Below are 13,641 nucleotides of genomic sequence, written 5' to 3'. Positions count from 1 at the left end.
CAACCTAATCAACCCGTGGTGCAGTGGACGCCGGTGGTAGGCGTCCACCGCACGGCGGTCAGGTGGTCACGGGCTCCGGCTCGGGTTGTGGTGCCGGCCTGGAGGGTGGTGGAGCGGCGGCGATGGCCTCCAGCTCGGTGCGGAACTGAGGGAGCATCCAGCGCAGTGGCTGGTCCAGGACTCTGGCGATGGTCGCCTCGTCGACGCGCAGCAGGTCGGCGATGCGGGCCAGCGCGTCCGGTTCGTCGGTGGCGGCGTGGAGCAGATGCACCACCTCGTGCCGGTGGGCGAAGACGGCCAGTGCGGCGGCGGCCAACCCCGGATCGATCTCGGGCGGACTTGCGATTTCCCCGTTAACAGTCACGCATCATCAACCCGATCCACCCCCGATCGGTTACGTGTCAGTCGTTTCGATCACCCTCCGCCGGGCAGCCAGCCGACCTTGCCGATCAGGTACGTCGCCCCCACCAGGGCAGCGATATCGATCAACGTGTGGGCCACGACGAGCGGGCCGACCCGGCCCCAGCGCCGGTACAGGTAGCAGAAGATGACGCCCATGATGACGTTGCCGGCGAAGCCGCCGAGGCCCTGGTAGAGGTGGTACGAGCCGCGCAGCAGCGAACTGGTGACCGTCGCCTGGGTGGTCGACCAGCCCAGCTGGTCCAGCCGGTGGTTGAGGTAGCCGAGGACGATGACCTCCTCGAGTACGGCGTTCTGCACGGCGACGAGGATCAGGATCGGGATGCGCCACCAGTAGTCGGGCAGCTGGGACGGGTCGACGGACAGGTTGGCGCCGGTGGCGTAGGCGGCGAGGTAGAAGGCCAGACCTGCTCCGCCCACGCACGCGGCAACGGCGGCGCCGCGGCCGAGATCACGGACCCGCTGCCGCAGGTCGAAGCCGATCGTGTGCAGAGACTCGCCGCCGCGGGCCAGGAAATGAGCGACGAGAGCGACCGGAACCAGGGCGTTGACGATCGCGAACACCTGCCAGGTGAGGTCCAGCCACGGGCGTCCCGGCGCCCGCGAACCGACGATGACCGCCGTCTGCCCGCTGATCGGCTTGGCCGACGTCAGTACACCGGTGAACGAGATCACCGCGGAGAGGGCCGACGCGCCCAACGACAGTGCCAGGACCAGCCAGATCTCCTTCGTCAGGACCCGCCGGTCGGCCACGGCGGGCGCGGGTGATCCGGCGGCCTCACCCGCGGAGCTCGTCATGCCTCAACTATCCACCGCTCCCCCAGCCGAACCGAGCAGGCCCACGACGTGAGTCAGGAGGTCGGCCGGCTCGACCGGCAGCCCGAACTGCGACTGGACCTGAAGGCCGTCCGAGAGCGCGATCAGCACGGTCGCGATCAGCTCCGGGTCCGCGGACGCAGTGAACGTTCCGGCGGCCTGACGGGCGCGCACGACGTCGGCCAGCGACTCGCGCAGTCGTGCGTAGCGCTCCGCGAAGTACGGGTGGGACGGGTGCTGTGGGTCGCCGGCCTCGGCGGAGAACGTCGAATAGAGCTGGACCAGACCCGGTACGTCGCTGTTGTGGCGGATGATCGCGGTCAGTTTGGCGATCAGGTCCGACTCGTCGAAACGGTCGACGTCGGCCTCGTCGCGGGCCCGGAGCACCGCCTCGAAGAGCTTCTCCTTGGAGCCGAAGTAGTGCAGCAGACCCGCCTCGCTCAGGCCGACCGCGGCGGCGAGTTCCTTGGTCGAGGTCTTGCGGTAGCCGTGCCGGGCGATCACCTCGAGCGCCGCGGTCAGGATCTCCTCCCGCTTCGCGACCCCCTTCGCGTACGGACCTCTGGCAGCCATGCGGGCGATGCTACCGAGACCGGGGACGAAAACCTAGCGATACTCGGTTTTGGCGCGTACAGTCGTCGCATGAACCCCAGCTCAGCCGATCTCGCCGCACTGCTCGGCCGCCTCACGCTCGAGGAGAAGATCCGGGTCCTGACCGGACAGGACTTCTGGTCGACCCACCCGCTGCCCGGCATCGGCCTGCGCTCGATGGTTCTCTCGGACGGGCCGAGCGGCGTCCGCGGTCCCGTCTGGGACGAGCGCGATCCGTCGCTGAACCTGCCGTCGGCCACCGCCCTCTCGTCGTCCTGGGACGTCGAGGTCGCCCACCGGTACGGCGTCGTGTCGGCACTCGAGGCCCGGCGCAAGAACGTGGACGTCGTACTGGGTCCGACGATCAACCTGCATCGCTCCCCGCTCGGCGGCCGGCACTTCGAGGCGTTCAGCGAGGATCCGGTGCTCACTGCCGACCTGGCCGCTGCGTACGTGGCCGGCGTACAGGAGCTGGGTGTCGGCGCGACGCCGAAGCATTACGTCGCCAACGACTTCGAGACCGACCGCTTCACCGTCGACGTCGAGGTGAGTGAGCGGACGCTGCGCGAGGTCTATCTGCTCGCGTTCGAGAAGGCGGTCTCCGAGTCGAAGGCCTGGCTGGTGATGAGCGCGTACAACTCGGTCAACGGAGCGACCGCGACCGAGAACGACCTGCTCGAGACACCGCTCAACACCGACTGGGGTTTCGACGGAGTCGTGGTGAGCGACTGGACCGCCGTACGCAGTGTCGAGAGCGCCAAGTACTCGCAGGATCTGGCGATGCCGGGACCGGCCGGCGCGTGGGGTGATGCGCTGGTCGACGCCGTACGGGCCGGTGAGGTCAAGGAAGAGGCGATCGACCGGAAGGTACTGCGGCTGCTCGCGCTCGCTGCCCGGGTCGGCGCGCTGGAGGGATACGAGAAGCCGGCCGAGGTGCCGCAGGTCGACGGCGTCGCATTCACCCGGACCGCGGCCGCTGAGGGTTCGGTCCTCCTCCGGAACAGCGGAGAGTTGCCGTGGAGCGCGGTCTCGCGGGTGGCTGTGATCGGCCACAATGCCCGCGACGCCCGCACCCAGGGCGGTGGGAGTGCGACCGTCATCCCGTCGTCCGTGGTCTCGCCGCTCGACGGCCTCCGGGCCGCGCTGCCGGATGCCGAGGTCACGTACTCGCTCGGCGCCGTCGTACAGGAAGGTGTCGCCGAGCTACCGCTCGCCACCATGGTCAATCCGGAGACCGGGCAGCCGGGCGCACGGGTTCGATTCCTGGACGCCGAGGGTGCCGAGTTGTTCGCCGAGGACCGGCTCTCCAGCGCGCTGGTCTACCTCGGCGGCGATGCACCGATCGCCGAGACATCGGTCGTCGAGTTCCACACCACCTACACCCCGGCCGAGTCCGGCGCGGCTCTGCTCGGCTTCGCGTCCGTCAACCGCGGCCGGATCTTTGCCGACGGCAAACTCCTCCGCGAGGACGTCGCCGTACCGGTGGGGACGGATCTTGGTGCGGCGCTGCTGTCGCCGCCGTCGATCTCGGCGCCGCTGGAGGTGACCGCCGGCCAGGCCGTCGACGTTCGAGTGGAACTCGACCTGTCCAAGCGTGACGACGGCCTCGGCAACGCCATGAGCATCACCGTGGGCGTCGAGCCGGACCGCTCCGACCCGCAGGCGCTGATCGACGAGGCCGTCGCGGCGGCCGCGGCGGCGGATGTCGCGGTCGTGGTGGTCGGGACCAACTCGAAGGTCGAGTCCGAGGGCTACGACCGCAGTTCGCTCGCACTTCCCGGCCGTCAGGACGACCTGGTCCGGGCCGTGGTCGCGGCCAACCCGCGCACGGTCGTGGTCGTCAACGCAGGCTCGCCCGTGCTGCTGCCCTGGCGTGGAGAGGTTGCCGCGCTCCTGGTCACCTACTTCGGTGGCCAGGAGTACGGCAACGCCTTGGCCGACGTACTGCTCGGCGTCGTGGAGCCCGGCGGGCGGCTGCCGACCACCTGGCCGCGCGAGGAGGCCGACGTACCAGTGATCGACGTGACACCACACGACGGGATCGTCCGGTACGACGAGGGCGTCCACATCGGGTACCGCGCCTGGCTGAAGGCCGGTACTGAGCCGGCGTTCGCCTTCGGCCACGGCCTCGGCTACACGACCTGGCAGCTCACCGACCTCCGCGCGGTCGATCCGTCGTCGGTCGCGCTGACCGTCCGCAACACCGGCGACCGCGCCGGCAAGCACGTCGTCCAGGTGTACGCCGAACGCCCTTCGACTGCTGTGGATCGTCCGGCCCGCTGGCTGGCCGGCTTCGCCGTCGTACGTCTCGCCGCAGGCGAAGCGCGGGAGCTCACCGTCCAGCTCCACAACCACACCTTCGAGCACTGGGACAACGGCTGGACCACCGAACCCGGCACCTTCACGCTCCGCGCCGGCTCGTCGGTCACCGACCTCCCGCTCGACTGCCCGATCGAAATCCGCTGACCGGCGCCGGTCGTCGTACGACGCGACGACCGGTGTCGGACTGCCAGTACAAGACCGAGCGTCCGGACCGGCGACGTTCGAGAAGACCCGCATCGGTCAGCACCCGCAGGTGGTCCGACACCGTGGCCAGCGACAGACCGGTGGTCGCGACCAGGACCGTCGTACTGACCGGCTCCGCCGCCTCGACCAGGATGCGGGCCCGGTTACGGCCGAGCAGCTGCACGAGTGGCTCGGCCGGTACCTCGGTCCCGGCGAAGATCCCGGTGACCGGATAGGTCAGCGCGAACCGGTCCGGTTTGCGCCAACTCACATTGACGCCCGGACTGTGGGCCGCGATGAACATCAGGTCGCGACCCCGCACGTCCGTAGTCGGGTAGTCCCATCGGTTCACCTGGATCCGCCCGTCTCCCAGCCAGCGGACATCCGGACCGAGCCCACGGAGTACGCCGGACCACCCCTGCTCGCTGAGTCTCGACGTCCGCGACACGATGTCGGCCTGCAGCACCCGCAACCGCCGCGGCCAGTCCGGCTCGACCGTCTCCGCCCACACCCAGCGCAGCAGGTCCGCAGCTTCAGCCGCGAGCCCTGTCGAGGTCAGCAGAATCTCGGGCAGCGGCGTCCGTACGACGCTGAGGTCAGCGCGGATGTGGTCGTCGTTCAGGCTCGTCAGCAACCGGAGCTCGTCGGCCAGCACCTGGTCCGGCTCGAGGGGCGGCACGGTCAGGAAGTCGGCGACCCAACTGCGGCCGAACGCGTTGTCGACGAGCGCGGCCCAGACCGGCCGGGCGCCCAACTGGGCCTCGAACGCGGCCTTGTGCTGGTCCTTCCAGGCCCGGAACCACGGCTCGACCGGCCGCTGCAGCAGCTTCAGCGCGGACACGGTCTCAGTCAGCTGCGACGTCCCGAACCTGGCGAGGGCCAGGGTGTCGGCGTCGACGAGAAACTCGGACAAGGTTTCGCCTCCACCCGAAACTGTAGGCCGCGGACGCCCTGCCGTCGAAGCTGCCGACATGAGCACCTACCGGGCGATCTTCAGGAACGCCGAGTTCCGCAACCTCTGGGTCGGCAGCGCCCTCGGCAACGCGTCGTCGACGATGACCAGCCTCACGCTCGCACTGATGGTCGACGCCGCGACCGGGTCGGCGTTGCTGGCGGCTTTGATCATGTTCGGCCCGTCGCTGGCCCAGGTGCTCGGCGCCTCCACGCTGATGTCGGCCGCCGACACCGCACGACCGCGGCGAGTCCTGACCGCGCTCGCCGCCCTGTCGACCGCGGCGGTCGCCGCCCAGGCTGCCCTCGATCTCACCGCGGGGATGCGGCTCCTCCTCGCACTCCTGGTGGCCTACGGGCTCTCGATCGGAGGTGGCGTCCGCTGGGGGCTGCTGAACGAGGTGGTCGACGAGGACCAGTTCATCCTCGGCCGATCCGCGATGAACCTGTCGGTCGGTGCGATGCAGATCGCCGGCTTCGGCATCGCCGGATTGTTGCTGCAGGCACTGAGCCCGGCGACCGTGCTGTGGATGGCGACGGCCTGCTCGGCGCTGAGCATCCCCGTCCTCCGCTTCGGTCTGCACGATCGCGCACCGCGACGCAGGGCCCGGACCAGCCTCGGCGAGACCTGGCGAGGCAACCGCCTTCTCCTCGGTCAGACCAGGACCCGGCCGTTGCTGCTCGCCCTGTCGCTACCGAACGGCCTGATCGTCGGCTGCGAGGCCCTCTTCGTCCCGTACGCCGGTCCGCGCGCGGGCTGGCTGCTGGCCGCGGGAGCCGCCGGGATGATGACCGGCGATCTCGTCGTCGGCCGCTTCCTCAGCCCGTCCGGTCGTCGTACCGCCGGTCGTTGGTTGCGGTACCTGCTCGCTGTCCCGTTCCTCGGGTTCGCCTTCGACCTGCCGATCGGCGTACTCGCGGCTCTGGTCGCTGTCGGCAGTAGCGGCTATTCGGCATCCTTGTCGCAACAGGAGGTGCTGGTCGAGCTGACGCCGGCCGGCCTCCGGGGGCAGGTGCTCGGCGTCGAGTCCGCGCTGCGGATGACAGCGTTCGGGATCTTCGCGATCCTGGCCGGCACGCTCGCCGACCTCACCGCGCCGGCACCCTCGATCACCGCCTTCGCGGCCGCGTCATTGCTCGTCTCGCTCGTCCTCACCCGCCCGCTGGCGAAGGTGATGCGGCCTGGTGGCCGGATAGTCTCGCCGCATGGAGATAGCGCGGCTGAGGAAGGTCTCCAAGCGGTACGGCCGACGGGAGGTTCTGACCGACGTCGATCTGCACCTGCAGGAGGGTGAGTTGCTGGCTCTCGTCGGCGCCAACGGTTCCGGCAAGTCGACGGTGCTGAAGCTGATGGTCGGCCTGTCCCGGCCAACGACCGGCACAGTACGGCGTACTGCGCAGATCGTGAGCTACGTACCCGACGTCTTCGCGTCGCACGACCGCCTCTCGGCCTCCGCTTATCTGCGGCATATGGGACGAATCCGTGGCCTGACCGCTGGGGCTGCCCGGCAACGGTCCGGCGAGCTTCTGGACAGGCTCGCACTGAGTGGCGGCGCGGACACTCCGATGCGGAAGCTCTCCAAGGGCAACGCGCAGAAGGTCGCGCTCGCCCAGGCACTGCTCAAGCCACCGCAACTGCTCGTCCTCGACGAACCCTGGTCCGGCTTGGACACCACGGCCCACGGGACGCTCCGGGAACTGCTCACCGAGACGGCCCGCGAGGGTGGCGCGGTCGCGTTCACCGAGCACTCGGACCAGGTCGTGAAGTCAACGGCCACGAGGGTCTGCGAGATCCATCAGGGCAAGCTCGTCCAACGCACCACGAACACACCGCACCAACTCACGGAGATCGAGCTGATCCCCGGCGCCGACCTCGAGTGGTCGCACCAGCCCGACGTTCTCGAGGTACGACGCCACGACGCCGGCGTCACGTTGATCCTGCCGACCGGCAGCCACGACGCCGCGTTGCTGACCGCCCTCAATCACGGCTGGTCAGTGGTCTCGGTTCGGCCGGTGAAGCCCGAGTGAGCGCCCTCTACCGGTATCTCCTGGCCAGCGTCCTGCTCTCCCAGCGTTACTTGCCGCCGACCCTGATCTTCCTCGCCGCGCTCGCGGTCGGCGTCACCTCGGACAACGGTCCGCTGCAGGCGTCGTACGCGTTCTGCGTGTTGGCCATGCTGATCTGCAGCACCTGGCTGGCCGTCAGCATCGTCAACCACGAGGACCCGACCCAGCGCAAGATCACGCTGGTGATGATGGGCGATTCCCTGCGCGTGCTCGCGATCACGGTCGCCGTCGTACTCACCTGGAGCGTCCCGCTCATCGCGGTCGGCCTGATCTATCCGATTGTCACCGGCAAGCACGTCATCACCGCCGGCAACCTGACCGTCGGCGCCGTCGCCCAACTGGCCGCCGCGATGATCGGCACCGCGATCGGTCTGCTCTGCTCGCGCCTGGTCATCCCCCGCATCGGCATCGCGACCCTGACCGCGGCCGCCGCGATCCTCGCTGTCCTGCTGATCCGCTGGGTCTCCCCGATCCGCCCGATCATGACCCTGCTGTCCAACGACCACACGGCGACCGAGGACGCCGTACCGCTGACTCTCCTGACCGTTCTCTGCGCAGCCATCCTCGCCGCCGCCCTCCTCGCGACTCGCGGCATCGCCGACCGCAAGGAGTGACGCACCATGCGAAGTTGTGGTCGGCTCTTGCGTTGGGGCGCACACTGACCGCATGGGGGGATCGAACGGAGACCACGGATCGCTCCCCGGCCGCGACCGGGAGCAGGCGTTGCTGGCTCGCGCCTTGCGGAGTGCGGCCGAGGGCAGTCCACGGGCGCTGTTCGTCCACGGCGAGGCAGGCGTCGGCAAGACGCGGCTGGTCCGAGAGACCTGCCAGGCCTCGCAGTTGCGAACGGCGTGGGGCAGTTGCGTCCGTTTCGCCGCCGCCGAGCTTCCGTACACGCCCATCGCCGGTGTGCTTCAGGACTGGCTGAACAGCGCAGGACCGACCGAGCGGGACGAGGTCCTGGCCGGCGCCGACGAGCTAGCGGCCCTGCTCCCCTCGATCGGCTTCGGTACGGCGATCGCCGGCGGACGACTGGTGCCGCTGGTTGATCTCGTCATCAGCCGGCTGACCGACCGCCGGCCCACGGTGGTGGTCGTCGACGATCTGCAATGGGCAGACGCGGCGTCCCTCGATGTGCTCGCCTACCTGATCGCGGGTTTCCGGAACCAGTCGTTGGCGCTGATCGCCACCTGCCGCGACGAGGCGCGGTCCGAAGGACACCCCCTGCACGGCTGGCTGGCCGACCTGCGCCGGATGCCGTCGTTCGAGGAGATCCACCTGGAGCGGCTGGACCTCGAATCGACAGCGGATCAGATCGCGGGCCTGACCCAGCATCCGCGGGATCTGGAGCTGGCCGCGCAGGTGCAGGCGATGTCCGACGGCAACCCTTACCTGACCGAACTTCTGGTCCGCGATTTCCCTGACCCGCAGGCCGCTCCCGTCGCTGTGCCGGACGCCCTGCGGGATGCGCTGCTCGCCCAATGGAATCGCCTGTCCCGGGAATCCAGGGACCTCACCCGTCTGCTCGCGGCCGCCGGCCGACCGGTACCGCTCGCTGTCCTGACCAGAGTCGCGGGAGAGCACGGCATCAACCCCGAGTACGTGACCGACTGCCTGACCGAAGCCGAGACCTACGGTGTCATCGAGTCGACCAGCGGCACACCATGGTTCCGCCATCCTCTGATCGCCGACATCCTGTACGACGGTCTCCCGCTGACCGCGGCCGGGAAGGTGCATGCGACCTACGTGCGAGTGCTGGAAGCCACGCCTGACGCAGCCGCCGCCGACCTGGCCGCGCACAGCCACTTGGCCGGACGGACGGACGACGCCTTTCGATGGTCGCTGCAGGCGGCTGACGAATCAGCCCGGTTGCATGCGGCGGCGGAAGAAGCGATCCATCTGCGCCGCGCGTGCGACCTGTGGGCGTCCGTCTCGGTCCGCGGCTCGACGCGCGACCGGATCCAGTTACTGCGGCGAACAAGTGCGGCGTACTCGAAGATCGGCGAACCCGGCGAGGCGGTCGCCTTGCTCCACCGAGCACTGGCGTTGGTCGACCGAGAGGCTGAGCCCCTGCTGGCCAGCGCGATCCTCACGAGTCGATCGAGGGCGCGTTCAAGTGATGGCGCGCCCTCGGATCTGGCCGACGCGCAGGCGGCTGTGGACCTCGCCTCGTCGGATCCGGACAGCCCCGAGTACGCGATGGCACTGGCCGAGACGATGCATGCGCAACAGGCGGTTGAGGTCGCCGAGCGGTCGGGCTCTGAGGACGCGCTCACGAGAGCACTCTGCAAGCGTGCGGCCGCGACGTACCTGCGGAATCCGTCCGACGCGCTGGCAGACGCCACACGAGCCGCGCAACTCGCGTTGTCGCACGGAAACCTGCGCGACCTGCAGGACGCGACGGTTGGCCGGCTCAATGCTCTGATCCAACTCGGCCGGTACGACGAGTTCCTGCAGGACGGCGTGACGGCGTACTGGCACCTGATCGACGGCGGCGCCGGCAAGTCCTGCCACGCCCTGGTCTTCCTGCTGATCGAGGGACTGCTGGATTCCGGTCGGTGGGACGAGGCGCGTGCGATGGTCCGGACGGCGCTGGCCGCTCGCTGCTCGGGTGTCACCGGCGCCGGCGTCCGAGTGGCTGCCGCGCTCCTCGCCGCGAGGTCGGGTCAGGACGCCGAGGCCGAACTGCATCTGGCGCGGGCCGGCGAACTCGCACCCGGCACCGTGCGCGATCTCCAGGACGGCTTTGGAACACTGCCGGCCGAACGCCTCGGGCAGTAAGGGCCGGCGTGACAGAACGCGGCTTCCGCCCCATCCCGCCGACCATGGTCGGCGGGACGGGGCGGACTCAGGACACTAGCGGCTGAAGCCGGCGGTCAGACCGCTGAGGAGCTGGCGGCGGCCGAGGGCGTAGAGCAGCACGATCGGCAGCGTGGTCAGCATGACCGACGCGAGAACGGCGGGGACGTTCACGCTGTACTGGCCTTGGAAGGTCCACAACGCCAACGGCAGGGTCCGCTTGTCGGGGCTCTGGGTCAGGATCAGCGGGAGCAGGAAGCCGTTCCAGACGGCGAGGCCGTTGTAGATGCTGACCGTGACGAGTGCGGGCCGGGTCAGCGGCAGCGCGAGCTTGCGCATCATGTCCCACTCGGTCGCGCCGTCGACGCGCATCGACTCGAAGAGCTCCTTCGGTACGTCGCGGATGAAGTTCGTCAGCACGAGCACCGACAGCGGGATCGAGAACGCGACCGACGGCAGGATGAGTGCCAGCAGGCTGTCGTAGAGCTGCATCCGGATGATCAGCAGGTAGACCGGGATGATGGTGGCCTGCAGCGGGATCGCCAGCCCCATCAGGAACAGGCCGTTGACCCCGGCAAGGAAGCGGCCGCCGGCGCCGCGGATGATCGCGTACGCCGCCATGAACGAGATCGCGACGGCCGGGATGATGGTGCCGACCGTGACGATCACGCTGTTCAGGAAGTACCGCGGGAAGTCGGACTCGATCACCAGCTTGTAGTTGGTCATCGTCGGGGCGCTCGGCAGGGCGAACGGGTTCTGGGTGAAGTAGTCGGTCTGGTCCTTGAAGCTCGTGACGACGATCCAGTACAGCGGGATCAGCACGATCGCCAGCCAGATCCAGCCCGCCAGACCGCCGAACCAGTTCAGCTGTAGCAGCTTGTGGGCACGGACAGGCCCGCCGCGCGCGCGCCGGGACGCCGTACTCGTGCTGCTGGTGGCCACGGCCATGTCACGCACCTTCCTGCTGGCTGGCAGTCGTACTGCCACCGAGCCGGCGCAGCAGCAGAGCCAGAGCCAGGCCGAGCAGAACGAGGACGACGGCGATCACACTCGCCGGGCCCATCTGGTTCGACATGAATCCGGTCTTGTACATGTCCAGGGCGAGAACCTCGGTGGCGTCGCCCGGCCCGCCCGCGGTGAGGACGAAGATCAGGTCGAAGAAGGTCAGCGAGCCGACCACCATCAACGTCGACGACGTGATGATCGTGTACTTGAGCTGCGGAATCGTGATGCTGAAGAACTGCCGGATCCGGCCGGCGCCGTCGATCGAGGCGGCCTCGTACATCGTGGTCGGGATCGCCCGCACCCCACCTTGATAGATCAGCGAGTGGAACGGGATGAACTGCCAGGAGACGATGAAGACGACCACCCCGACGGCGAGGTTGCTCTTGCCGAGCCAGTCCTGGGTCAGGAAATCGAGGTGCAGCCCCGGGCCCAGACCGAAGTTCGGGTCGAGCAGAGCCTTGTAGGTGATGGCGATCGCGGCCGAGCTGAGCAGCAGCGGAATGAAGTAGAGGACGGCCAGGAACGCGCGGTACCGCTGCCGTCCGGCCAGGAACGTGCCGAGCAGCAGGCTCATCGGAGTCTGTACCAGCCACGACAGGATCATGATCTCGAAGGTGACGAGGATGCTGTGCCGCAACGAGCTGTCGGTGAGCACGGACTGCCAGTTGGACAGGCCGGCCGGGGTGATCGGGCCCAGGCCGTCCCAGTGGGTGAAGCTGAGGACGAGTACGCCGATCAGCGGGACGGCGCCGAAGACGACGAACATCACCAGCGCGGGCAGCACCATCCAGGCGACCGGACCGCTCCGCCCGGCGGCGGAGCGGGCGCCGGACGAGACCTTCCGCCCGGTCGGCGGCGCGACGGGCGGAGCGGTCACGGTCATGGGGCTTCCCTGCCTGGACCGAGGCGTGGCATCAGCACGGTCACTGGCCGATCACCGCGTTCATGTTGTCGGCGAACTGCTGCGGTGAAATGGACAGCTGGAAGAGCTTGGCGATGTTGTCGAGCAGCGTCTCGGCCTGGGTCGGGCTGAGTGCCTGGTCCCAGGACTGCGCGAAGTTCTTCGCGTTCGCCGCGGTGTCGTAGACGAAGTTCAGCCACGCGGCGTCGTTCTTGTCGGTGATCGAGGAGAGCTTGTCCTTGGCGCTCTTCACGACCGGGATGTTGCCGGACTTCACCCAGGCATCCACCGTGGCGTCGTCGAGAGTGTTGTTCGCGATGAACTTCTTCGCGTTGTCCTTGTCGGCCTGGCTCGCCTTGGAGGAGATCGACATGTACTGACCCGGGTTGCCGACGGTGTCGGTCGGGTCGCCCTTGCCGCCGTCGACCGGCGGGAAGTTCATGTACCCGAGGTGCCCACCGGTGACGAAGTCCTTGCCGGAGGCCTTCATGTTGCCGTAGGTCCAGGCGCCGTGCAGCATCATCGCGGCCTTGCCGGTGTAGAGCAGCGCCTGGTCGGCGTTGGAGTCGGCGGTGATGGACGAGAAGCCCTTGATGAAGCCGTTCGCCTTGATCAGCTTCTGCATCTCGTCGAGCGCCTTGAGCGCGGACGGGTCGGACCAGCCGTCCTTCTTGCCGTCGTAGATGTTCTGGAAGACCTCGCTGCCGCCGATCCGGTCGAACAGGAACTCGAGCCACATCATGTTGGTCCAGCGCGACTGACCTCCGAGCGAGAACGGCGCGATGCCCTTGTCGTTGAACTTCGGCACCAGGTCCATGATGTCGCCCCACGACTGCGGGGGCTCGGCGCCGATCTTCTCGAACGAGCGCTTGTCGTAGAACAGCACGATCGGCGTCACAGTCTCGCCCGGCACCGCGTAGAGCTTGCCGTTGACTGTCGCCGCGGTGAAGGCGGACGGGAAGATCGAGTTCTTCAGGTCGGTCTGCTGGTTGAACCAGTCGGTCAGGTCCTCGACCTGGTTGGCTTCGACGTAGGCCTTCAGGCCGCCGCCGCCCCAGCCCCAGATCAGCGTCGGTCCCTGGCCGGCGCCGATGGCGGTCTTGATCTTCGCCTTGAACGCGTCGTTCTGGAACTTGGTGGTCTTGATCTGGCTGCCCGAGTTCGCGTCGTTGAACCGCTTGACCTGCGCGTCCCGGATGGCCTCCTGCGGCTGGCCGGTGAGGTACCAGTACGTCGTGCCGGTGCCGGCAGCCGCGCCGGTGGTCGAACCAGGTGTGGTCTTCGGGCCGGAGCTACCGCAGGCCGCGAGGCCGGCCGCCAGTGCGCCCCCGCCGACGAGGCCGAGGAACGTACGCCGAGATGTCGCCATGGGATCCACTGTGATCTCCGTACTCCATGCTGCTCCGCCGGTCGCGGAAGCACCGGACAATTAAAAGATGTTTCGTAACGTAGATTTCGAACTTGTCGCTGTCAAGACTTGAACTACCGGCTCTTTGCGGTCACAGTGAGGTCACGGAATCGCCTGGTCACACAGGTGATTCCCAGACTTTGTGAGGACGGCGACGAACGCTTAAAGTTTTCGAAAC

12 protein-coding genes are annotated in these 13,641 nt (G+C 68.3%); 5 read left to right on the top strand and 7 right to left on the bottom strand.

Annotation, left to right across the window (positions count from 1 at the left end; all coding sequences use genetic code 11):
• Positions 1 to 58 precede the first annotated feature (58 nt).
• The 3 genes from ACIBG5_RS21895 to ACIBG5_RS21885 are packed head-to-tail and all read right to left on the bottom strand — an operon-like array spanning position 59 to position 1,809.
• Positions 59 to 364, bottom strand: a complete 306-nt coding sequence (locus tag ACIBG5_RS21895) for a hypothetical protein (protein WP_396393317.1) — start codon at positions 362 to 364, stop codon at positions 59 to 61.
• Between the two features lie 50 nt (positions 365 to 414).
• Entirely contained in the window at positions 415 to 1,218 is an 804-nt protein-coding gene (locus ACIBG5_RS21890) for a CPBP family intramembrane glutamic endopeptidase (RefSeq protein ID WP_396393316.1), read from the bottom strand.
• Positions 1,219 to 1,221: 3 nt separating this feature from the next.
• On the bottom strand, positions 1,222 to 1,809 hold the full coding sequence (locus ACIBG5_RS21885) for a TetR/AcrR family transcriptional regulator (protein WP_396393315.1): 588 nt from the start codon (positions 1,807 to 1,809) through the stop codon (positions 1,222 to 1,224).
• A gap of 69 nt (positions 1,810 to 1,878) precedes the next feature.
• On the opposite strand from ACIBG5_RS21885, the gene ACIBG5_RS21880 reads away from it, so the two are divergent.
• Entirely contained in the window at positions 1,879 to 4,293 is a 2,415-nt protein-coding gene (locus tag ACIBG5_RS21880) for a glycoside hydrolase family 3 protein (RefSeq protein WP_396393314.1), read from the top strand.
• Here the strand turns inward: ACIBG5_RS21880 and ACIBG5_RS21875 are convergent.
• The gene (locus ACIBG5_RS21875; RefSeq protein WP_396393313.1) at positions 4,253 to 5,245 is read right to left on the bottom strand and encodes an ArsR/SmtB family transcription factor; all 993 of its coding nucleotides are present in this window, start codon (positions 5,243 to 5,245) and stop codon (positions 4,253 to 4,255) included. The two genes, ACIBG5_RS21880 and ACIBG5_RS21875, sit on opposite strands and share 41 nt — an antisense overlap.
• A gap of 58 nt (positions 5,246 to 5,303) precedes the next feature.
• Between ACIBG5_RS21875 and ACIBG5_RS21870 the strand changes: the two genes are divergently transcribed.
• From ACIBG5_RS21870 to ACIBG5_RS21855, 4 genes are read left to right on the top strand one after another with little or no spacing between them, the layout of a single operon-like run.
• The gene (locus ACIBG5_RS21870; RefSeq protein WP_396393312.1) at positions 5,304 to 6,578 is read left to right on the top strand and encodes an MFS transporter; all 1,275 of its coding nucleotides are present in this window, start codon (positions 5,304 to 5,306) and stop codon (positions 6,576 to 6,578) included.
• A complete protein-coding gene (locus ACIBG5_RS21865; RefSeq protein ID WP_396393311.1) occupies positions 6,490 to 7,311 on the top strand; it encodes an ATP-binding cassette domain-containing protein in 822 nt (273 codons plus the stop codon). Before ACIBG5_RS21870 ends, ACIBG5_RS21865 begins: the two co-directional genes overlap by 89 nt.
• Positions 7,308 to 7,964 carry a hypothetical protein gene (locus tag ACIBG5_RS21860; RefSeq protein ID WP_396393310.1) on the top strand — a complete coding sequence of 219 codons (657 nt, stop codon included), beginning with the start codon at positions 7,308 to 7,310 and terminating at the stop codon, positions 7,962 to 7,964. Before ACIBG5_RS21865 ends, ACIBG5_RS21860 begins: the two co-directional genes overlap by 4 nt.
• 52 nt (positions 7,965 to 8,016) lie before the next feature.
• On the top strand, positions 8,017 to 10,131 hold the full coding sequence (locus tag ACIBG5_RS21855) for an ATP-binding protein (RefSeq protein ID WP_396393309.1): 2,115 nt from the start codon (positions 8,017 to 8,019) through the stop codon (positions 10,129 to 10,131).
• 75 nt (positions 10,132 to 10,206) lie between these two features.
• On the opposite strand, the gene ACIBG5_RS21850 is transcribed toward ACIBG5_RS21855, so the two are convergent.
• From ACIBG5_RS21850 to ACIBG5_RS21840, 3 genes are read right to left on the bottom strand one after another with little or no spacing between them, the layout of a single operon-like run.
• On the bottom strand, positions 10,207 to 11,097 hold the full coding sequence (locus ACIBG5_RS21850) for a carbohydrate ABC transporter permease (RefSeq protein ID WP_396393308.1): 891 nt from the start codon (positions 11,095 to 11,097) through the stop codon (positions 10,207 to 10,209).
• 1 nt (position 11,098) lies between these two features.
• A complete protein-coding gene (locus ACIBG5_RS21845) occupies positions 11,099 to 12,037 on the bottom strand; it encodes a carbohydrate ABC transporter permease (RefSeq protein WP_396393307.1) in 939 nt (312 codons plus the stop codon).
• Between the two features lie 40 nt (positions 12,038 to 12,077).
• Complete coding sequence (locus ACIBG5_RS21840; RefSeq protein WP_396393306.1) at positions 12,078 to 13,424, bottom strand: extracellular solute-binding protein; 1,347 nt, start codon at positions 13,422 to 13,424, stop codon at positions 12,078 to 12,080.
• Between the last annotated feature and the right edge of the window lie 217 nt (positions 13,425 to 13,641).

Origin of the sequence: Kribbella sp. NPDC050241, from assembly GCF_044459685.1 — a bacterium.
Lineage (GTDB): Bacteria > Actinomycetota > Actinomycetes > Propionibacteriales > Kribbellaceae > Kribbella.
Note: the sequence above shows the minus strand (reverse complement) of the source record. Positions and strands in the feature narration are given on the sequence as shown.